This window comes from Pseudomonas sp. MT92 (genome assembly GCF_058792515.1).
In genome coordinates, this window is sequence record NZ_JBXAFA010000001.1 from 364,985 (window position 1) to 384,901 (window position 19,917).

Genomic DNA, 19,917 nt, shown 5'->3' on the forward strand with positions numbered 1-19,917 from the left:
GGCTCGGGTTGTTACTAAAAGAGCCGCATGGCGACTCTTCAGGATTGGGTGCATCAGGATTCGAACAATGCGCTGTTTTCGTCGAGCCAGCCTTGCAGCAGCAGGGCGGCGGCGATGGCATCGACCGGGTTGTCGCGGTAACTGCCTTTCTGCCCGCCTCGATCACGGCGTTCGCCCTTGGCCTCGAACGTGGTCAGGCGTTCGTCGTGGGTATAGAAGGGCAGGTTGAAGCGGCCATTCAGGCGACGGGCGAACTTTTCCGCGCGGACGCACATGTCGCTGGGCGTGCCGTCCATGTTCAGCGGCAGGCCGACCACCACGGCGTCAGGTTTCCATTCCTTGATCAGGGCTTCGACCTGATCCCAGTCGGGAATGCCGTTCTGCGCTTTCAGGGTACACAGCTCGCGGGCCTGGCCGGTAATCACCTGGCCGACCGCAACGCCGATCTGTTTGGTGCCGTAGTCGAATCCCAGGATCAGCCGCAGGGCCATCAGGCGTGCCCCGCCTGACTGGTCAGCAGGCTGAGGTTGATGCCCAGGTGCTTGGCGGCTGCTTCGAGGCGCAATTCACAGCTGGTGTTGAACAGGATGTCGGCGTCGAACGGGCAGGTCAGCCAGGCGTTCTGCGCCAGTTCGGCTTCCAGTTGCCCGGCTTCCCAGCCCGCATAACCGAGGGCGATCAGGCTTTTCGCCGGGCCGACGCCGTCGGCGATGGCGAACAGGACGTCCTGGGAGGTCGACAGGGATAAATCGCCTTCCAGATCAACGGTCGCCTGATAGCTCTGCCCCGAAGGATGCAGGACAAACCCGCGATCGGTCTGCACCGGGCCGCCGATGAAAATCGGCACATGCTGGCAGAGTGCGGGTGGTTCGATATCCGGGCGCAATTGCTCGAGGATATCGGCCAGATTCAGTTCTTGCGGACGGTTGACCACCAGCCCCATGGCACCGTTGGCCGTGTGCTCGACGATGTAGGTCAAGGTGTGCGCAAAGTTCGGGTCGACCATGTGCGGCATGGCGATCAGGAATTGATGCTTGAGGTAGCTGGGGCTGACGTTTTTCATGAGCGCTAGTGTGGCGTTGGAGGGGCAAACTGACAAGCTGGGGATGCGCAGGAAATGCCGCAAATTGCTGTTGGCGACACAATCCCTGTAGGAGCGAGCCTGCTCGCGATGGTCGTCAACGATAACGCTGCAAGGTTGACACTACGCGGTGCTCTCAGGTTTATCGCGAGCAGGCTCGCTCCTACAGGGGGATTTGTGTTGGTATCAGTTGCTTGAGAGTCTGTCCCCACGGGCAAACTTCCAGGTGCGAATGATTTCCAGCCGGTCAATATCCGACAGATCCCCGGTAAATGGAGCGAAGGGCGCGGCCAGGCGCACGATGCGCTGTGCCGCCTGATCCAGCAACGGTTGCCCGGAGGACTCCAGCACCAGCACCTCGTACAGCGAGCCGTCACGGTTGATCGACACCATCAGCCGCAAACTGCCGTAAATCTGTTGGCGCCGGGCTTCTTCGGGGTAATTGAGGTTGCCGATGCGCTCGATTTTCTTGCGCCAATCTTCCTTGTACCAGGCGCCCTTGTCTTTCATGGTCGAGGCGGCGCTCAGGCGGTGGATGCGCGGGCGCTTGGCGTACAACTGTTGTTCATTGGCCAGTTCCGCTTCCAGGCTGGCGATGTCGCTGGACAACTGTTCAGTGTCAAACGTCGGCGCGGCCACGGCGGGTTTGGTGTCGGTCTTGGGTTCTTCGGTCTTGGCTGGGGCTTTTTTCGGCTTCGGCGCGACGGTGGTCACGGCCGCCTTGGGCGGTGCCTCCCGCACTTCAGGCTTGGCCGCTGGCGGTGGCGTGACTTTCTGAACCTTGTTGTCCTGGAACGGCGCGACCTCGGTGGTCTTGGGGATCGCCTTTTTATCCAGGGTGCCGCTGCCTTGTTGATTTTCCTGGGCGAGGAAGTCGGCTTTCTCAGGCTTCTTTTCGCTTTTGAAAGTGGCGAGGGTGATTTCCAGGGTTTTGCTGATTTGCTTGGGCTCGACCATCGTGAAGCCGACGCCCAGCAGCAAGGCCAGGTGAATCAGCGCCGCGAGAAACAGGGTAAAACCGAGGCGATCAGCCGGGCGCACGCCACGGTGGGCGAGTTCGGCGGGCAGATCGGACGGGAGGGTCATGGGGCAAAAAACCAACATCGCGTTTTCGTGGGCTGGGCATGATAACGCAATGTTGGTTTTTAGCTTCAAGCTTCAAGTGTCGAGCGACAAGATGTAGAGGTACAGTCTCAAGCTTGCAGCTTCTTGTCGATAGCCTCCATCAGCAGGCCGCCAATGTCGGTACCGAACGCATTATCGATCTCGCGAATGCAGGTCGGGCTGGTGACGTTGATTTCCGTCAGATGCTCGCCAATGACGTCCAGACCCACGAACAGCAGGCCTTTTTCCCGCAGGGTCGGGCCGACTTGCGCGGCGATCCAGCGATCTTTCTCGGTCAGCGGACGCGCTTCGCCACGGCCACCGGCGGCCAGGTTGCCACGGGTTTCACCCGCGGCGGGAATGCGCGCCAGGCAGTAGTCCACCGGTTCGCCGTCGATCATCAGGATACGTTTGTCACCATCGATGATGGCGGGCAGGTAGCCCTGGATCATGATCTGCTGCTGACCGTGCAGGGTCAGGGTCTCGAGGATCACCGACAGGTTCGGGTGGCCCGCGGTGTGGCGGAAAATGGACGAGCCGCCCATGCCGTCCAGCGGCTTGAGGATCACGTCCCCGTGGTGGTCGGCAAATTCGCGCAGCACATCCGGGCGACGGCTGACGATGGTCGGCGGCGTGCACTGCGGGAACAACGTGGCGAACAGTTTTTCGTTGCAGTCACGCAGGCTCTGCGGCTTGTTGACCACCAGCACGCCAGCACGCTCGGCCTGCTCCAGCAGATAGGTGGAGTAGACGAACTCCATGTCGAACGGAGGATCCTTGCGCATCAGGATCACGTCCAGATCACTCAGCAGGTTGTCCTGCTCGGCGTCCAGTTCGAACCACTTTTCCGGGTTGGCGAAGACCTTCAAAGGACGCATCCGCGCCCGGGCCTGGCCTTCTGCCTGGTACAGGTCGCGCTGTTCCATATAGAACAGTTCCCAGCCGCGCTTCTGCGCGGCCAACAGCATGGCCAGCGAGCTATCCTTTTTATAGGAAATGCTGGCAATAGGGTCCATGACAATCCCGACGCGAACGCTCATGGGTGTTTCCTCGAAAGTAGGGGCGTATGTGTGATCTGTAGGAGCGAGCCTGCTCCGGGCGGCGTTCCGACGATGGGCTTGAGGGCACCGCGTTTTTCCAGCCAGCCTGCGTCATCGTTGACGACCATCGTCGGAACGCCGCCCGGAGCCTGCTCGCTCCTACAAAAGATCAGGCCGTAAAGTGGCGTCAGAGTGGCGCTGAGTGTGTTCCCGGTCAAGGAAAAACCACCGCGAAGGCTGGCCGATAGATTGGTGTTGGAGACTGTGCTAAAAAGGCTGCCAAGTGGTACTGGCCCTTGAACATCAAGGGTTTCGAGCCCTCCGGTTACCGGAAATGGACAATTTGATTCGCAAAGGCGACGGCAGAGCATTTATGGAACAGCATTCCAGCGCCTTGAAGGTCATGGTGATCGACGACTCGAAGACGATTCGTCGCACCGCCGAAACGCTGTTGAAAAACGTGGGCTGTGAAGTGATCACCGCCATCGACGGTTTCGATGCCCTGGCCAAGATCGCCGACAATCACCCCGGAATCATCTTTGTCGACATCATGATGCCGCGCCTGGATGGCTATCAGACCTGCGCTTTGATCAAGAACAACCAAGCGTTCAAGTCCACGCCAGTGATTATGTTGTCGTCCAAGGACGGGCTGTTCGACAAGGCCAAGGGGCGTATCGTCGGCTCCGACCAGTTTTTGACCAAGCCTTTCAGCAAGGAAGAACTGCTGAACGCGATCCAGGCCCATGTTCCGGGCTTTGCCGCCGTTTTGCCGCAGTAAGACACCTACAGTGACGCTCGGCCAACGGGCCTGGCGCCGACAAGAATGGGGAAGACCATGGCACGTATTCTGATCGTCGATGATTCGCCGACTGAGATGTACAAACTGACCGGTATGCTGGAAAAGCATGGTCATGAAGTATTGAAAGCCGAAAACGGCGCCGACGGCGTGGCCCTGGCCCGCCAGGAAAAGCCTGACGCCGTGTTGATGGACATTGTCATGCCCGGCCTCAACGGGTTTCAGGCGACCCGTCAGTTGACCAAGGACCCGGAAACCGGGCATATCCCGGTGATCATCATCACCACCAAGGATCAGGAAACCGACAAGGTCTGGGGGACGCGCCAAGGGGCCAGGGACTACCTGACCAAACCCGTCGACGAAGAAACCCTGATCAAGACCCTGAACAACGTATTGCCCGGTTGATCGTCCAGCCATGAGCGAGTCACTGACCGCCTTCGAGCTCCTGCTGCAGATCGACCAGCGTTGTCGTCTGCTGGCCGCGGACTTGCCGTCCCAGCCACCCCGGCAGGACAGCTGGAGTGGCATCGGCTTTCGTGTGGGCGAACACTGGTATGTCGCGCCCATGGGCGAAGTCGGCGAAGTGTTGCACGAACCGCGCTTCACGCAACTGCCCGGGGTCAAGCCCTGGGTCAAGGGCGTGGCCAACTTGCGCGGGCGGTTATTGCCGATCATGGACCTGTGTGGCTTTTTGGGTTACGAGCTGTCGACCGCGCGAAGGCAGCGACGGGTATTGGTGGTGGAGCACGACGATGTGTTTGCCGGCTTGATGGTCGACGAAGTCTTCGGCCTCCAGCACTTCGCTCGGGACAGCCTGGAGGCCCTACCCGCTGACGAATTGCAGGGGCCGGTGGCGGCGTTCGTCGAAGGCTGTTTTCAGGGCGAGCAGCATTGGCGGGTGTTCAGCCCGTTTGCGTTGGCGCGATCCCAGGGATTCATGAACGTCGCCCTGTAAACCCTGTGGGAGCGAGCCTGCTCGCGATTGAACGATAACGCGGTTTTCCTGATGCGCCGCGGCGCCTGAATGAGCAAACTCGCTCCCGCAGGTACTTCGGCAAGCTTTAAAGGGTGTTGGTGACCGATGATAAAAGCAAAAACAGGCAAGCCAATGGAAGGGTCGCGCAGTCGGTCGCAGATCATCGTGCTGTTCATCGCACTGATCATCTTCATCATGCTGCTGTTCGCCAACTTCGCGTATCTCAACACCCAGGCCACCTACGATAAACAGTACATCGGCCACGCTGGCGAATTGCGCGTGCTGTCCCAGCGCATTGCCAAAAACGCCACCGAGGCCGCCGCCGGCAAGGCCGCGGCATTCAAGCTGCTCAGCGATGCGCGCAATGATTTTGCCCAGCGCTGGGGCTATCTGAAGAAAGGCGACCCGGCGACCGGCCTGCCGCCAGCGCCGGCTACCGTGCGCCCGGAAATGCGCGCCGTGCAACTGGATTGGGAACGCCTGCTGAAGAACACCGACGCCATTCTTTCCAGCGAGCAGACCGTGTTGTCGTTGCATCAGGTGGCCGCCACCCTCGCTGAAACCGTGCCGCAGTTGCAGGTCGAATACGAAAAAGTGGTGGAGATCCTGCTGCAACGCGGCGCCCCGGCGGGGCAGGTGGCGATGGCCCAGCGTCAATCGCTGCTGGCCGAGCGGATTCTCGGCGCGGTGAACACGGTATTGTCCGGCGACGAAAACTCGCAGCAGGCCGCCGACGCTTTCGGTCGTGACGCGGCGCGTTTCGGTCTGGTGCTCAACGGCATGCTTCAGGGCAACGTGTCGCAGAGGATCAGCCAGGTCGAAGACCGCGATGCGCGCGCGCGACTGACCGAGATTTCCGAGTTGTTCGAGTTCGTCTCCGGCTCAGTGGACGAAATCCTCGAAACCTCGCCCGAACTGCTCAAGGTGCGCGAATCGGCCACCAGCATTTTCAGCCTGTCGCAAACCCTGCTCGATGAAGCCTCGCACCTGGCCAGCGGTTTCGAAAACCTGGCGGGCGGGCGCACGACCGATACCATCGGCGGTTACGTGCTGGGTTTGTTGGCGTTAACCTCGATCATCCTCATCGGTTTGGTGATGGTGCGTGAAACCAATCGCCAACTGCGGGAAACCGCCGAGAAAAACGAGCGCAACCAGAACGCGATCATGCGTCTGCTCGACGAGATCGAGGACCTGGCCGATGGCGACCTGACAGTCACGGCATCGGTTACCGAAGATTTCACCGGCACCATCGCCGATTCGATCAACTATTCCGTGGACCAACTGCGCGACCTGGTGGCGACCATCAACCTGACGGCCGGCCAGGTCGCGGCCGCCGTGCAGGAAACCCAGGCCACCGCGATGCATCTGGCACAGGCGTCGGAGCATCAGGCGCAGCAGATCGCCGAAGCGTCTACCGCCATCAACGAGATGGCCGAGTCCATCGACCAGGTGTCGGCCAACGCCGCCGAATCTTCGGCGGTGGCCGAGCGTTCGGTGGAAATCGCCAACAAGGGCAACGAGGTGGTGCACAACACCATCCACGGCATGGACAACATCCGCGAACAAATTCAGGACACCGCCAAGCGAATCAAGCGTCTTGGCGAGTCATCCCAGGAAATCGGCGACATTGTCAGCCTGATCGATGACATTGCCGATCAAACCAACATCCTCGCGCTCAATGCGGCGATCCAGGCGTCCATGGCCGGTGATGCCGGGCGCGGCTTCGCGGTGGTCGCCGATGAAGTGCAACGTCTGGCCGAGCGTTCATCTGCCGCGACCCGGCAGATCGAAACCCTGGTGCGGGCGATTCAGACCGACACCAACGAAGCCGTGATTTCCATGGAGCAGACCACCACCGAAGTGGTGCGAGGGGCGCGGCTGGCGCAGGATGCCGGTGTGGCCCTGGAAGAAATCGAAGGGGTTTCCAAGACACTGGCGGCGCTGATCCAGAGTATTTCCAACGCCGCACAACAACAGACGTCGTCTGCCGGTCAGATTTCCCTGACGATGAATGTGATCCAGCAAATCACGACGCAGACCTCGTCAGGTTCCACCGCCACCGCCGAGAGCATTGGCAACCTGGCGAAAATGGCCAGCCAGTTGCGGCGGTCGGTGTCCGGTTTCACCTTGCCGGCCGCCCAGGCGCAGGCGACGGACAACGCTTGAACCGCCTTCGGGCGTTGGCATTTTGACTGAAGTGGTAACTGGAGTGGTTATGGGTGATCGGCACGACTATGTGGCCCTCGAATGGGTCAAAGGCGAGATTGCCGAAACGCTGAAGCAGGCTCATCACGCCATCGAAACCCTGCTGGATGATCCGCAGGCGACGCATGCGCTGAGTGATTGCCTGGCGTGCATCCATCAGGTTCACGGCAGTTTGCAGATGGTCGAATTCTACGGCGCGGCCCTGCTCGCCGAAGAGATGGAGCAGCTTGTGTGCGCCATGCAACAGGACCGCGTCAGCCACCGTGACGAGGCACTGCACCTGTTGATGCAAGCCTTGGGGCAATTGCCGATTTACCTCGACCGGGTCCAGGGCGCGCGTCGCGACTTGCCGCTGGTGGTGCTGCCGCTGATCAACGATCTGCGCAGCGCCCGTGGTGAAGGCCTGTTGTCCGAGACCAGCCTGTTCAGCCCACAGTTGCCTGATCTGCCGCCCCTGGATGAGGAATCGCTGGCGCTGCTGGAGCCGGCGGAGCTGCCGAGCGTGCTGCGCAAATTGCGGCAAATGTTGCAGATGGCCCTGGTTGGCTTGCTCCGTGAGCAGGATGACGAGACTAACCTCGGTTATCTGGCCAAGGTATTCAGTCGCCTCGAAAGCCTGTGCGGTAACGCACCCTTGAGCCCGTTGTGGCAGGTCGCTTCGGCGCTGGTCGAAGGCATGCGCGGCGGTGCGATTGCCAACAGCCCCGCCTTGCGCAGCCTGTTCAAGGACGCCGACAAGGAACTCAAGCGTCTGCTCGAACAGGGCATGCCCGCGATCAATCAGCCGGCGCCGCCGGAGCTGCTCAAGAGTTTGCTGTTTTACATTGCCAAAGCCGAACACCCCACCGGGCAGATGCTGACCATGAAAGATCGCTACGGACTGGACGATGCGCTGCCTGACAGCGCGATGGTCGATGAAGAACGCGCACGGCTGGCCGGTCCCGACCGCGACGCCATGCGTTCGGTACTGGCGGCGCTCTGCGAGGAGCTGGTGCGGGTCAAGGAGCGCCTGGACCTGTTCGTGCGCAGCGACCGTCAACACACCTCGGATCTCGACAGCCTGTTGGCGCCGCTGCGGCAAATCGCCGACACTCTGGCGGTGCTGGGTTTCGGTCAGCCGCGCAAGGTCATCATTGACCAATTGGCGGTGGTGCTGAGTCTCGCCCAGGGCCAGCGTGCGCCCGATGACGCGATCCTCATGGATGTGGCCGGGGCCTTGCTCTATGTCGAAGCGACGCTGGCCGGCATGGTCGGCACCGTGGAACCGGAGAGTCAGGAAGACAGCCGTCTGCCGACCACCGACCTGACGCAGATTCACCAGATCGTGATCAAGGAAGCGCGCATCTGCCTGCAGCAGGCCAAGGACATGATCGTCGACTACATCGACGCCGACTGGGACCGCCAACATTTACAGGCGCTGCCGGCCCTGTTGACCCAGGTTCGCGGTGCGCTGGCGATGATTCCGTTGAGCCGCGCGGCCAGCCTGGTCGAAACCTGCAATCACTTCATCCGCGAGCACCTGCTGCTCGATCCCGGCCAGCCCGACTGGCAGGAACTGGACAGCCTGGCCGACGTTATCGCCAGCCTCGAATACTACCTGGAGCGCCTCAACGATGACCCGGAAGCCCCCGGTGAGTCATTGCTCGATATCGCCGAAAAAAGCCTGGCGTCACTCGGTTTCTTCCCCCGCGAACAGCATGTGCCGGTGCTCGAGGACGTACTGAGTCCGAGCGAGGCGCAGGTCATCCAACAGATGCAGGAACTGGATTCTCCGACCATCGTCCAGACCCTGGCGGATGTGATGGCCAGCCCGGTGTCGGCGCTGAACCCGCCCGCCCTGACCACGCCAGGCAGCCTGTTGCCGCCGCCTGCCGGTGAAGAGCCGGTGGATGACGAACTGCGCGAAGTGTTCCTCGAAGAGGCCGACGAGGTGCTGCAAATCCTTCGGGAATACTTACCGCGCAGGTCGGCCGCCCCCGATGACCCGTCAGCCCTGGGGGACGTGCGTCGCGCGTTCCACACGCTGAAGGGCAGTGGTCGAATGGTCCGTGCGCTGGTGCTCGGCGAACTGGCCTGGGCCGTGGAAAACCTGCTCAACCGCGTGCTGGAGCACAGCGTCGCACCGTGCGCTGCCGTGCAACAACTGTTGGCTGATGTGGTGGCGCTGCTGCCGGAACTGGTGGCCGAATTTGCCGCCGGTGCACAACGCCAGCGCAACGACGTCGACCAATTGGCCGCCCGCGCCCATGCCCTGGCCAAGGGCGAGGAATGGGCCGCCGATGAAGATACCCAGGACGTCGCGGCCCTTGATCCCTTGCTGCTGGAGATCTTCCGCAAAGAAGCCGAAACCCATTTGAACAGCCTCAACCGCTTCCTGGATCAGGCGGCCGAACACGTGCCGCTGCAGGCCAGCGATGAGTTGCAGCGCGCCTTGCACACCCTCAAGGGCAGTGCGTCGATGGCCGGGGTGTTGCCGATTGCCGAGCTGGCCGCGCCGCTGGATCAACTGGCCCGGGAATACAAGGCCCACCAGATCGCCCTGGATCTGGACGAAGTCGAATTGCTGTTGGAAGCCGAAGGTTTGTTCCGCCTCGGCTTGCGCCAACTCAAGACGGACCCGTTGGCCGGGATCCCTGACGCTGTGGCCTTGATCCAACGCACCCAGGCATTGTTGGCCGAACGTCTGGCCAGCCTGTCGAACACCCCGAGCACAGGGCTGCGCATCAAGCGCGACCCGCAATTGATCAACAACTTTCTGGCCCAGGGCATGGACATCCTGCTGGACGCCGAAAGCCTGTTGCAACGCTGGCAGCAACACCCTGGCGAACGCCAGGAACTCAGTGCGCTGCTGGATGAATTGACCACCCTCGGCGAAGGTGCGCACCTGGCCGATCTGCATCCTGTCGATGAGCTGTGCGAAGCCTTGCTCGACCTTTACGGTGCGGTGGAAGAAAGCAGTCTGGCGGTCAGCGAGGCGTTTTTCCAGGAAGCGCAAAGTGCCCACGAAGCGCTGATCAACATGCTTGATGAACTGGCTGCCGGCCAGGAAGTCAGCCCGCGCCCGGAACGGATTCGCGCCTTGCACGGCCTGCTCGATCAGAGCCTGGACCCATCGGCCATGGGCCTTATTCGTAGTGACGGCAGCCGCACCCTGAGCATCCGCGAACTGTCCGATGCCACCGCCGAACTCGAAAACAGCCTGCCCCCTGTGGGCACTGGCTTGCCCGCGATGGTCGTCAACGATGACGCGTTTTTATTGGAAAAACGCGGCGTCGGTGAGTCCTTCGCCGGCAAGCCAGCTCCTACAGAGAACCGTGGTAAGGACCTGGACGACGAGATCGTTTCGATCTTCCTCGAAGAAGCGGTGGATATCCTCGAAAGCGCCGGCCAGGCCTTGCAGCGCTGGTTGGGCGAGCCGCAGAACGTCGCGCCGCTGTCGTCCTTGCAAAGGGACATGCACACCCTCAAGGGCGGTGCGCGCATGGCCGAGGTCGAGCCGGTCGGTGACCTGGCCCATGAACTGGAACACCTCTACGAAGGCCTGGTCGACCGTCGTTACAGCTACAGCGTCGGGTTGACCGATTTGCTGCAACGCAGCCATGAGCGGTTGGCGCAATTGCTTGAGCAACTGAAACAGCACCAGCCCTTGGGCGACACGAGCGAGTTGATCGACGCGATCCGGGTGTTGCGCCAAGGGCAAACGGGCCACGCCGATGTGATCGAACCTGCGGCCAGCCATGACTCGGCCCATCACGACAGCGAGCTGCTGGACATCTTCCTCGAAGAAGGTTTCGACATTATCGAAAGCTCCGGTGCGGCGCTGGTGCGCTGGCAGGCCGAGCCGTCGAATCGTCAGGAAGTGGAAACCCTGCTGCGCGACCTGCACACGCTCAAGGGCGGCGCCCGTATGGTGGAAATCGCCCCTATCGGCGATTTGGCCCATGAGCTGGAGTTTCTCTACGAAGATTTATCCACCGGAGTGCTGAAACCCACGTCGGCGTTGTTCGAGCTGCTGCAACGCAGCCATGACCGTCTGGCGCAAATGCTCGACGCGACCCGCGCCGGCGAACCCTTGCCGCCGGCCGATCGGCTGATCGACGCGATCAAGAACTTCAGCCACCCGACACTGCCTGAAGCGCCAACGCCAATCTCGCTGCCCGTCACTGCAAAAAACGAAGCCCCGCAGCAGCCCGATGCCGGGGCCGACATGGTCAAGGTTTCGGCGGAACTGCTCGATGACCTGGTCAACCTGGCCGGCGAGACATCGATCTTTCGCGGCCGCATCGAGCAGCAGGTCAGCGATGCGCAAATCGCCCTGAACGAGATGGAAACCACCATCGAGCGGATGCGCGATCAACTGCGTCGACTCGATATCGAAACCCAGGGCCGGATCCTCAGTCGCCAGCAAGTCGACGCCGAACGCCTGGGTTACGAGGAGTTCGATCCACTGGAGATGGACCGTCACTCGCAATTGCAGCAACTGTCGCGGGCGCTGTTCGAATCGGCCTCCGACCTGCTTGACCTCAAGGAAACCCTCGACCGGCGCAATCAGGACGCGGAAAACCTGCTGCAACAGCAAGGCCGCATCAACACCGAACTGCAGGAGGGCCTGATGCATACGCGCATGGTGCCGTTCGAGCGGATGCTGCCGCGCTTGAAGCGCATCGTTCGTCAGGTGTCCGAAGAGTTGGGCAAGGACGTCGAGTTCATCGTCGAAAACGCTGAAGGCGAGATGGATCGCAACGTGCTCGAACGCATGGCCGCACCGCTTGAGCACATGCTACGCAACGCCGTGGACCATGGCCTGGAATCTGCCGAGGCGCGGATAGCGGCGGGTAAACCGGCACAGGGACGGATCACCCTCGATCTGTTGCGCGAGGGCGGCGACATCATTTTCGATATTCGCGACGACGGTGCCGGCGTGCCCCTGGAGGCGGTGCGGCGCAAGGCGATCAATCGCGGTTTGCTCGACCCGAACAGCGAGATCAGCGACCGCGACGTGCTGCAATTCATCCTGCAGCCGGGGTTCTCCACGGCCGAGAAAATCACCCAGATTTCCGGGCGGGGCGTCGGCATGGATGTCGTGCATGAAGAAGTCCGGCAACTGGGCGGCAGCATGAGCATCGATTCCGTGCGGGGGCAGGGCGTGCACTTCCGCATTCGCCTGCCGTTCACGGTGTCGGTCAACCGCGCGCTGATGGTGCAATGTGGCGAGGATCAGTACGCGATCCCGCTGAACACCATCGATGGCATCGTCCGTGTGTTGCCCAACGAGCTCGAAGGGCATTTCCGCCTCGACCCGCCGACCTATGAATACGCCGGGCAACGCTATGAACTGTGCTACCTGGGCGAACTGTTGAAAACCAGTCCACGGCCAAAACTGCTGGGCCAGAACCTGCCGCTGCCGGTGCTGCTGGTGCAGTGCAACGAACGGCACATCGCGGTGCTGGTCGATGCCATGGCCGGCACTCGCGAGATCGTGGTCAAGAGCCTTGGCCCGCAGTTCGCGGCGGTGCAGGGCGTGTCCGGCGCGACGATCCTGGGGGATGGCCGGGTGGTGCTGATTCTGGATTTGCTGGCGCCGATCCGCGCCCTGCAAGCCCATGTGCCACAGCGTCCGGCGAATCCCGATACCGAGAGCGAGCCGCAACGGCCGTTGCTGATCATGGTGGTCGATGACTCGGTCACCGTGCGCAAGGTCACCAGCCGCTTGCTCGAACGCCACGGCATGAACGTGCTGACGGCCAAGGATGGGGTCGACGCCATGCTGCTGCTTGAAGAACACATGCCCGACGTATTGCTGCTCGACATCGAAATGCCGCGCATGGACGGTTTCGAAGTGGCAACGCTGGTGCGCAGCGACGAGCGTTTGAAGCACCTGCCGATCATCATGATCACCTCGCGTACCGGGCAGAAACACCGCGACCGCGCCATGGCCATCGGCGTCAACGACTACCTCGGCAAGCCGTACCAGGAATCGGTACTGCTCGAAAGCATCGCCCTATGGAGCAAAACCCATGCTTGAGCGGCTGATCGACCAGCGCACCAGCCACCTCACCGGTCTCTTGCTGCCACTGGCCGACCGCAACCTGATCCTGCCCAACGTCGCGGTCGCCGAACTGATCGACTACCAGCCCGCGGCATTCGACCTCGACACGCCGCCCTGGTATTTGGGGCGAGTACCGTGGCGCAACCGGCAAATCCCGCTGCTCAGTTTCGAGTCGGCGTGCGGCAGTAAAATCGTCATCGGTGAGCGCGCCCGGATCGTCATCCTCAACGCCCTCGGCGGCCGCCCCGAGCTGAAATTCATCGCCATGCTGGTCCAGGGCATTCCCCGCTCGTACAAGCTCGACAGTCAGTTGAGCTATGTCGACGTGCCGTTGTGCTCGCTGGAAAAAGCAGCGGTGCAGGTGGGTGATCAGGTTGCGAAGGTGCCGGATTTGTTGGCGTTGGAGGAATTGTTGATCGGGGCGGGGTTGGCCGGTTGATCCTGATTTTTCGATGAATGCACTGCCGCTCCCACCGCTTTATGAATGTCGCAAATCCAATGTGGGAGGGAGCTTGCTCGCGATGGCGTCAGCACGGTCAACCATTACCCTGACCGTAACAATCCACCACGCTGCTTGATTGATACCCCCCACCCAACGCTCCTAAGGTGACTCCACGACAGCGAACCCGTGGAGTGGTCATGACAACAACAATATCCCCCGACTCGCGATGGACGCGGCGGCGCAGCGAAAAGCAGCGGCGTCTTGCACTGGTGCGGGGCCTTGCCGACGGTGTGGTGTTGCCCACCGACAAGATAGTCGCGGCGCTGGAGGCGTTGATTCTGCCCGGCGACCGTGTGGTGCTGGAGGGCAACAACCAGAAGCAGGCGGATTTTCTCTCCCGCTCGTTGGTCAAGGCCGACCCCGGCAAGCTGCATGATTTGCACATGATCATGCCCAGCGTCGGACGTGCCGAGCACCTGGATCTATTCGAACGCGGCATCGCCAGCAAACTCGACTTCGCCTTCGCCGGCGCGCAAAGCTTGCGCATCAGCCAGTTGCTCGAAGACGGCCTGCTGGAAATCGGTGCGATCCACACCTACATCGAACTCTATGCGCGGCTGGTGGTGGACCTGATTCCCAACGTCGTGCTCTCGGCCGGTTTCATGGCCGACCGCGCCGGCAACATCTACACCGGGGCGAGTACCGAAGACACTCCGGCCCTGATCGAGCCGGCCGCGTTCAGCGATGGCATCGTCATCGTCCAGGTCAATCAGCTGGTGGACGACGTCAGCGAGTTGCCCCGCGTCGACATTCCCGCATCCTGGGTCGATTTCGTGGTGGTGGCCGACAAGCCGTTCTATATAGAACCGCTGTTCACCCGCGACCCCCGGCACATCAAGCCTGTGCATGTGCTGATGGCGATGATGGCGATCCGCGGCATCTACGAAAAACACAATGTTCAGTCGCTCAATCACGGCATCGGTTTCAACACCGCCGCCATCGAGCTGATCCTCCCGACCTACGGCGAATCCCTCGGTCTTAAAGGCAAGATCTGCCGCAACTGGACGCTTAACCCGCACCCGACGTTGATCCCGGCAATCGAAAGCGGTTGGGTCGAAAGCGTGCATTGCTTCGGCACCGAACTGGGCATGGAAAACTACATCGCCGCCCGGCCTGACGTGTTCTTCACCGGGCGTGACGGTTCCATGCGTTCCAACCGCATGTTCAGCCAACTCGCCGGGCAATACGCGGTGGATCTGTTCATCGGTGCCACCCTGCAAGTCGATGGCGACGGCCATTCTTCGACCGTGACCCGAGGACGCCTGGCCGGTTTCGGCGGCGCACCGAACATGGGCCACGACCCGCGCGGTCGGCGCCACGGTACGCCGGCCTGGCTCGACATGCGCCACAGCGACGCGGCCGAACCCATGCTCGAGCGCGGCAAGAAACTCGTGGTGCAGATGGTCGAGACCTTCCAGGAGGGCGGAAAACCGACCTTCGTCGAAACCCTCGATGCGATCGACGTGGCGAAGAAAAGTGGCATGCCGCTGGCGCCGATCATGATCTACGGCGACGACGTCACCCACCTGCTGACCGAAGAAGGCATTGCCTACCTGTACAAGGCCCGTTCGCTGGAAGAGCGCCAGGCCATGATCGCCGCCGTCGCGGGGGTGACCGCCATCGGCCTGCGTCATAACCCCAAAGACACGGCGCGCATGCGCCGCGAAGGCCTGATCGCCCTGCCCGAAGACCTCGGCATCCGCCGCACCGACGCCACCCGCGAATTGCTCGCCGCCAAAAGCGTGGCCGATCTGGTGGAGTGGTCCGGTGGCCTCTACAACCCGCCCGCCAAATTCAGGAGCTGGTAATGCACGCATTCAACCTGCACGCGAAAACCCTGACCCTGGCCGAACGCCTGGCGGACCTGGCGGTGGACGCGCTGATCGACGAAGCGGATCTGTCGCCGAAACCGGCGCTGGTCGATCGACGCGGCAGCGGTGCCCATACCGATTTGCACCTGGGGCTGATGCACGCCTCGGCGCTGGCGTTGTGGCCAGCGTTCAAGGAAATGGCTGAGGTCGCCATCGAGATCGGCGAGATCGGTTTGCCCCTGCGTGAGGCCATCGGGCTGATCGGTCGGGAAGGCGAGCAAGCGATGCTCGCCACCACCCACGGCGTGAATACTCATCGCGGGGCCATCTGGGCGTTGGGCCTGTTGGTTGCGGCTGCCGCGCTGGAGCCTGAATCGACTGCCGCAGGTTCCATCGCTTTGCGCGCCGCACGCCTGGCCTTGCTCAACGACCGCCATGCACCACGGCCGCTGAGCCATGGTGCCCAGGTCGCCCAGCGCTACGGCGCTCGCGGTGCGCGGGAAGAAGCGCAGTTGGGCTTCCCCGCGGTCACCCAGCGCGCCCTGCCGCAACTCAAGCGCAGCCGCGCCGCCAGTCATGGCGAACAGAACGCCCGGCTCGATGCGCTGCTGGCAATCATGACCAGTCTGGCGGACACCTGCGTGCTCTACCGCGCCGGCGAGCAAGGCCTGCAAACCATGCAGCGCGGCGCCCAGGCGGTACTCGACGCGGGTGGCAGTGCCAGCCTGGCCGGTCGCCGGCGCCTGCATGAGCTGGACCAACAATTAATCGCGCTGAATGCCTCGCCTGGCGGTGCTGCCGACCTGCTCGCCGCCTGCCTGTTCATCGACCGCATCGAGTCCGGCGACGGCATCAATCAGGGAGCTTTTTGATGGAAACCTTATCCTTTGAATTCCCCGCCGGGCAGCCGCCACGCGGCCGCACACTGGTGGGCTGTGTCGGCTCGGGCGATCTGGAAGTACTGATCGAGCCGGGTCAGGCCGGCAAGCTGACCATCACCGTGCAGACCTCGGTCAATGGCAGCGAGCAACGCTGGCAGCACCTGTTTGCACGGATGTTCGACGGGCAGACACCGCCGGCGATGGACATCGACATTCACGATTTCGGCGCCACCCCCGGCGTGGTGCGTTTGCGCCTGGAGCAGGGTTTCGAGGAGATCGGCCATGACTGACAACGCAGAACTGCTGCACAAGCACAGCTTCGTCGAACTCGGCGCCCGCCAACGGGCGAAGGCCTTGCTCGATGCCGGTACCTTTCGCGAATTGCTCGACCCGTTTCAACGGGTCATGTCGCCCTGGTTGTCGCGTCAGGGCGTGGTGCCACAGGCCGATGACGGCGTGATCATTGCCAAGGGCAGCATTGACGGTTTGCCGGTGGTGATCGGGGCTATCGAAGGGGCGTTCCAGGGCGGCAGCCTCGGTGAAGTCGGCGGGGCGAAGCTTGCCGGGGCACTGGAGCTGGCGGCCGAAGACAACCGCAACGGCATCCCGACCCGTGCCGTGCTGCTGCTGGAAACCGGTGGCGTACGTTTGCAGGAGGCCAACCTCGGCTTGGCGGCGATTGCCGATGTTCATGCGGCGATTGTCGACCTGCGCCAGTACCAACCGGTGATTGGCGTGGTGGCCGGCAGCGTGGGCTGCTTCGGCGGCATGTCGATTGCCGCCGGCTTGTGCAGCTACTTGCTGGTCACTCAGGAAGCGCGTCTCGGCCTGAACGGCCCGCAAGTGATCGAACAGGAGGCCGGACTTGAGGAATACGACTCGCGGGATCGTCCGTTCATCTGGAGCCTGACCGGCGGCGAGCAACGGTTTGCCACCGGTCTGGTGGATCGCTACGCCGAGGACGACGTGGCGCAGATCCGCCAGCAGGTCAGCGCGCTGCTCAAGCAGGGTTTGCCCGCGCAGCAACGCAGCACTCAGGCCGAACTGTTCCTGCAACGGCTGGCGCGTCTGGACGCCGGGCCGCAAATCGAGCCTTCAGTGGTTCGCGATCTGTATCAAGGAGAGCGCTCATGAGTGCGTATTCCCTGAGGGGCTTGAACTGGTTCAACGCCTTGAGTGCTGGCACCAAAGCGGTCGAAGGTTTACCGGCCTCGCTGAAGGTGGCGGATGGCGTTCTAGGTGAACAAGCCGTTCGTTTTATCGCGGTGGTGGCCGATCCGGATAACCGTTTCGTTCGTGCCCGTCATGGTGAAGTGGGCTTGCTCGAAGGCTGGGGCCTGGCCAAGGCGGTGGATGAAGTCATCACGGCCGATCAGGACAAACCGCAAAAACGCGCCTTGATCGCCATCGTTGATGTACCGAGCCAGGCTTATGGCCGGCGCGAAGAAGCGCTCGGTATTCATCAGGCCCTGGCCGGTGCCGCCGACAGTTATGCCCGTGCCCGACTGGCTGGCCACGCCGTGATCGGCTTGTTAGTGGGCAAGGCCATGTCCGGGGCCTTTCTCGCCCACGGCTATCAAGCCAACCGACTGATTGCCTTGCGTGATCCTGGGGTGATGGTGCATGCCATGGGCAAGGCATCGGCGGCACGGGTGACGCTGCGCAGTGTCGAAGAACTGGAAACCCTGGCCGCCAGCGTGCCACCGATGGCCTATGACATCGACAGTTATGCCAGCCTCGGTTTGCTCTGGGAAACCTTGTCGGTGGAGCGGATCGAACAACCGTCGGCGAACGATCTGGCGCGGGTGACCGAGTGCCTGGCATTGGCGATCGGCGATGTCGCTGCCAAGGGACGCGACCTGAGTGGCCGCCTCGGTGCCACCAATCGCACGGCCTCCAGCCTGGTTCGCCAACTGCTGAGGGCGCAGTGGTGAACACGCTGTTGGCCCACGACCTGCTCTGGGGGATGACCCCGGAGCAGTTGCCAGCGGATGCGCCTGCGTGGGTGATTGAGTCTGTCCGCGCCGGGCAACCGGTGGTGGTGCGGCGTGCCTTGTCAGCGGCCGGGCAGGTGGCGGTCGGTGTGCGTGGCCGTCTGCGTGAGCAGCGTTACGCGGCGTCGATGGCGATTGCTTCGATCACCCGTCGGGTGTCGCCGGAGGCGCTCTGTCATGTCGATATCGATCGGGACTTGCCCGTGCTTCAGGCCCTGGCTCAATTGCGGCCGATGCTGGAGGGTTGCGGTCGGGTCTGGGGTGTCAGCGGCAGTGCCGGGTTTGAACTGGCCAGCGGGTTTGCAGCCTTGCATGAGGGCAGTGACCTCGACCTGATACTTCGTACACCGCAGCCGCTAAGCCGTGCTGAATCCCGGGCGCTGGTGGCGATTCTGGACCGCGCCATCTGTGTAGTGGACATGCAATTGCAGACGCCATGCGGCGCCGTCGCATTGCGTGAATGGGCCGGTTCTTCGAATCGCGTGCTGCTCAAGAACGCAAGCCAGGCTTGTCTGGTGCTCGATCCATGGAACCCGCAGGAGCAGGCAGCGTGAGCAGCTTGTTGGTGTTCCCCGGTCAGGGCGCGCAGCAGCCGGGCATGCTTCAGCGCTTGCCTCGGGAAACCCTGAACGAGGCCAGCGACGTGCTCGGTGAGGATGTCTTGCGACTGGATTCTGCCGAAGCCTTGCAGTCGACTCGGGCGGTGCAATTGTGCCTGTTGATCGCCGGTGTGGCGGCTTCGCGGCAATTGTCCGTCGCTGCGGATTATGTCGCCGGTTTGTCCATCGGCGCCTACCCGGCAGCGGTGGTGGCCGGAGCCCTGAGTTTCAGCGATGCGTTGCATCTGGTCAGCCTGCGCGGTGAGTTGATGCAGCAGGCTTATCCTCTGGGCTACGGCATGACCGCGATCATCGGTCTGGATCTGGCGACGGTTGAAGGTTTGCTGGCCCAGGTTCACGGCGACGACACGCCGGTTTACCTGGCCAACATCAACGCCGATAACCAGGTGGTGATCGCCGGCAGCGATGGCGCGATGAAAGCGGTCGCCGGGTTGGCGAAAGGCCGTGGTGCCGGGCTGGCCAAGCGTCTGGCGGTGAGCGTGCCGTCGCACTGCCCGCTGCTGGATGCACCGGCGAAGGTCCTGGCCGAAGCCTTCGCCACGGTGCCACTGAAAACGCCGGTCCTGGGTTATCTCAGCGGCAGCCGCGCGCGGATGGTGACCAACATCGAAGCGTTGCGCGACGACCTCGCTTTCAACATGTGCCGCGTGGTGGACTGGCGCGGCACGGTACAAAGCGCTTATGAGCGTGGCGTACGTCTACAGATCGAACTGCCGCCCGGTGCGGTGCTGACCGGGCTGGCGCGCCGGGTGTTCGAGCAGGGCACCGTCATGGCTTTCGACGGTGCCCGGCTCGATACCCTGCAGGCGCTGTTGCGTGAGGAGGGAAGCCGCCAATCCTAGATCACTGACTCAGGCT

17 protein-coding genes and 1 pseudogene are annotated in these 19,917 nt (G+C 62.4%); 14 read left to right on the top strand and 4 right to left on the bottom strand.

The genetic code is table 11. The annotated features are described in order from the left end of the window. Positions 1–53: 53 nt before the first annotated feature. Together ruvX and AC1Q6D_RS01760 are read right to left on the bottom strand one after the other, a co-directional pair. Entirely contained in the window at positions 54–491 is a 438-nt protein-coding gene (gene ruvX, locus AC1Q6D_RS01755; RefSeq protein WP_047534506.1) for a Holliday junction resolvase RuvX, read from the bottom strand. Next, the gene (locus AC1Q6D_RS01760) at positions 491–1,063 is read right to left on the bottom strand and encodes a YqgE/AlgH family protein (RefSeq protein WP_103402798.1); all 573 of its coding nucleotides are present in this window, start codon (positions 1,061–1,063) and stop codon (positions 491–493) included. The genes ruvX and AC1Q6D_RS01760 overlap by 1 nt, the downstream gene beginning before the upstream one ends. A 108-nt stretch (positions 1,064–1,171) precedes the next feature. On the opposite strand from AC1Q6D_RS01760, the pseudogene AC1Q6D_RS01765 reads away from it, so the two are divergent. Beyond that, a pseudogene (locus AC1Q6D_RS01765) lies at positions 1,172–1,273 on the top strand (outer membrane lipoprotein carrier protein LolA); the annotation flags it as partial. Here the strand turns inward: AC1Q6D_RS01765 and AC1Q6D_RS01770 are convergent. Then, positions 1,268–2,167, bottom strand: a complete 900-nt coding sequence (locus AC1Q6D_RS01770) for an energy transducer TonB (RefSeq protein WP_103402797.1) — start codon at positions 2,165–2,167, stop codon at positions 1,268–1,270. The pseudogene AC1Q6D_RS01765 and the gene AC1Q6D_RS01770 sit on opposite strands and share 6 nt — an antisense overlap. A 107-nt stretch (positions 2,168–2,274) precedes the next feature. Then, complete coding sequence (gene gshB, locus AC1Q6D_RS01775) at positions 2,275–3,225, bottom strand: glutathione synthase (RefSeq protein WP_103402796.1); 951 nt, start codon at positions 3,223–3,225, stop codon at positions 2,275–2,277. Between the two features lie 373 nt (positions 3,226–3,598). Here gshB and pilG point away from each other — a divergent pair, with 373 nt between their 5' ends. The 13 genes from pilG (at position 3,599) to mdcH (ending at position 19,901) form a co-directional block, all read left to right on the top strand. Further along, entirely contained in the window at positions 3,599–4,003 is a 405-nt protein-coding gene (pilG, locus tag AC1Q6D_RS01780; protein WP_047539125.1) for a twitching motility response regulator PilG, read from the top strand. Positions 4,004–4,060: 57 nt separating this feature from the next. Beyond that, on the top strand, positions 4,061–4,426 hold the full coding sequence (gene pilH / locus AC1Q6D_RS01785; RefSeq protein WP_047539122.1) for a twitching motility response regulator PilH: 366 nt from the start codon (positions 4,061–4,063) through the stop codon (positions 4,424–4,426). Positions 4,427–4,436: 10 nt separating this feature from the next. Beyond that, positions 4,437–4,976, top strand: coding sequence for a chemotaxis protein CheW (locus tag AC1Q6D_RS01790; RefSeq protein WP_103402795.1), 540 nt, complete (start codon positions 4,437–4,439; stop codon positions 4,974–4,976). Positions 4,977–5,102: 126 nt separating this feature from the next. Further along, a complete protein-coding gene (locus AC1Q6D_RS01795) occupies positions 5,103–7,163 on the top strand; it encodes a methyl-accepting chemotaxis protein (RefSeq protein ID WP_103402794.1) in 2,061 nt (686 codons plus the stop codon). A 49-nt stretch (positions 7,164–7,212) separates the two neighbouring features. Further along, entirely contained in the window at positions 7,213–13,227 is a 6,015-nt protein-coding gene (locus AC1Q6D_RS01800; RefSeq protein ID WP_103402793.1) for an Hpt domain-containing protein, read from the top strand. Beyond that, on the top strand, positions 13,220–13,690 hold the full coding sequence (locus AC1Q6D_RS01805) for a chemotaxis protein CheW (RefSeq protein WP_371919874.1): 471 nt from the start codon (positions 13,220–13,222) through the stop codon (positions 13,688–13,690). Before AC1Q6D_RS01800 ends, AC1Q6D_RS01805 begins: the two co-directional genes overlap by 8 nt. Before the next feature lie 200 nt (positions 13,691–13,890). Then, positions 13,891–15,561 (top strand): malonate decarboxylase subunit alpha, encoded by a 1,671-nt coding sequence (mdcA, locus tag AC1Q6D_RS01810; protein WP_103402792.1) that lies wholly within the window; start codon positions 13,891–13,893, stop codon positions 15,559–15,561. Next, on the top strand, positions 15,561–16,436 hold the full coding sequence (locus AC1Q6D_RS01815) for a triphosphoribosyl-dephospho-CoA synthase (protein WP_103402791.1): 876 nt from the start codon (positions 15,561–15,563) through the stop codon (positions 16,434–16,436). The genes mdcA and AC1Q6D_RS01815 overlap by 1 nt, the downstream gene beginning before the upstream one ends. Next, a complete protein-coding gene (locus tag AC1Q6D_RS01820; RefSeq protein ID WP_034147532.1) occupies positions 16,436–16,735 on the top strand; it encodes a malonate decarboxylase subunit delta in 300 nt (99 codons plus the stop codon). The genes AC1Q6D_RS01815 and AC1Q6D_RS01820 overlap by 1 nt, the downstream gene beginning before the upstream one ends. Next, complete coding sequence (locus AC1Q6D_RS01825) at positions 16,728–17,579, top strand: biotin-independent malonate decarboxylase subunit beta (RefSeq protein ID WP_103402790.1); 852 nt, start codon at positions 16,728–16,730, stop codon at positions 17,577–17,579. The genes AC1Q6D_RS01820 and AC1Q6D_RS01825 overlap by 8 nt, the downstream gene beginning before the upstream one ends. Then, positions 17,576–18,379 carry a biotin-independent malonate decarboxylase subunit gamma gene (gene mdcE / locus AC1Q6D_RS01830; RefSeq protein WP_103402789.1) on the top strand — a complete coding sequence of 268 codons (804 nt, stop codon included), beginning with the start codon at positions 17,576–17,578 and terminating at the stop codon, positions 18,377–18,379. The genes AC1Q6D_RS01825 and mdcE overlap by 4 nt, the downstream gene beginning before the upstream one ends. Beyond that, complete coding sequence (locus tag AC1Q6D_RS01835; protein WP_103402788.1) at positions 18,373–18,993, top strand: malonate decarboxylase holo-ACP synthase; 621 nt, start codon at positions 18,373–18,375, stop codon at positions 18,991–18,993. Before mdcE ends, AC1Q6D_RS01835 begins: the two co-directional genes overlap by 7 nt. Continuing rightward, complete coding sequence (gene mdcH, locus AC1Q6D_RS01840; protein WP_103402787.1) at positions 18,990–19,901, top strand: malonate decarboxylase subunit epsilon; 912 nt, start codon at positions 18,990–18,992, stop codon at positions 19,899–19,901. Before AC1Q6D_RS01835 ends, mdcH begins: the two co-directional genes overlap by 4 nt. Positions 19,902–19,917: the final 16 nt, after the last annotated feature.

What these genes read in the sequence shown, in the direction of transcription:
- ruvX (WP_047534506.1), bottom strand. Translation starts at nt 491, where the DNA reads ATGGCCCTGCGGCTGATCCTGGGATTCGACTACGGCACCAAACAGATC.
- AC1Q6D_RS01760 (WP_103402798.1), bottom strand. Translation starts at nt 1,063, where the DNA reads ATGAAAAACGTCAGCCCCAGCTACCTCAAGCATCAATTCCTGATCGCC.
- AC1Q6D_RS01770 (WP_103402797.1), bottom strand. Translation starts at nt 2,167, where the DNA reads ATGACCCTCCCGTCCGATCTGCCCGCCGAACTCGCCCACCGTGGCGTG.
- gshB (WP_103402796.1), bottom strand. Translation starts at nt 3,225, where the DNA reads ATGAGCGTTCGCGTCGGGATTGTCATGGACCCTATTGCCAGCATTTCC.
- pilG (WP_047539125.1), top strand. Translation starts at nt 3,599, where the DNA reads ATGGAACAGCATTCCAGCGCCTTGAAGGTCATGGTGATCGACGACTCG.
- pilH (WP_047539122.1), top strand. Translation starts at nt 4,061, where the DNA reads ATGGCACGTATTCTGATCGTCGATGATTCGCCGACTGAGATGTACAAA.
- AC1Q6D_RS01790 (WP_103402795.1), top strand. Translation starts at nt 4,437, where the DNA reads ATGAGCGAGTCACTGACCGCCTTCGAGCTCCTGCTGCAGATCGACCAG.
- AC1Q6D_RS01795 (WP_103402794.1), top strand. Translation starts at nt 5,103, where the DNA reads ATGATAAAAGCAAAAACAGGCAAGCCAATGGAAGGGTCGCGCAGTCGG.
- AC1Q6D_RS01800 (WP_103402793.1), top strand. Translation starts at nt 7,213, where the DNA reads ATGGGTGATCGGCACGACTATGTGGCCCTCGAATGGGTCAAAGGCGAG.
- AC1Q6D_RS01805 (WP_371919874.1), top strand. Translation starts at nt 13,220, where the DNA reads ATGCTTGAGCGGCTGATCGACCAGCGCACCAGCCACCTCACCGGTCTC.
- mdcA (WP_103402792.1), top strand. Translation starts at nt 13,891, where the DNA reads ATGACAACAACAATATCCCCCGACTCGCGATGGACGCGGCGGCGCAGC.
- AC1Q6D_RS01815 (WP_103402791.1), top strand. Translation starts at nt 15,561, where the DNA reads ATGCACGCATTCAACCTGCACGCGAAAACCCTGACCCTGGCCGAACGC.
- AC1Q6D_RS01820 (WP_034147532.1), top strand. Translation starts at nt 16,436, where the DNA reads ATGGAAACCTTATCCTTTGAATTCCCCGCCGGGCAGCCGCCACGCGGC.
- AC1Q6D_RS01825 (WP_103402790.1), top strand. Translation starts at nt 16,728, where the DNA reads ATGACTGACAACGCAGAACTGCTGCACAAGCACAGCTTCGTCGAACTC.
- mdcE (WP_103402789.1), top strand. Translation starts at nt 17,576, where the DNA reads ATGAGTGCGTATTCCCTGAGGGGCTTGAACTGGTTCAACGCCTTGAGT.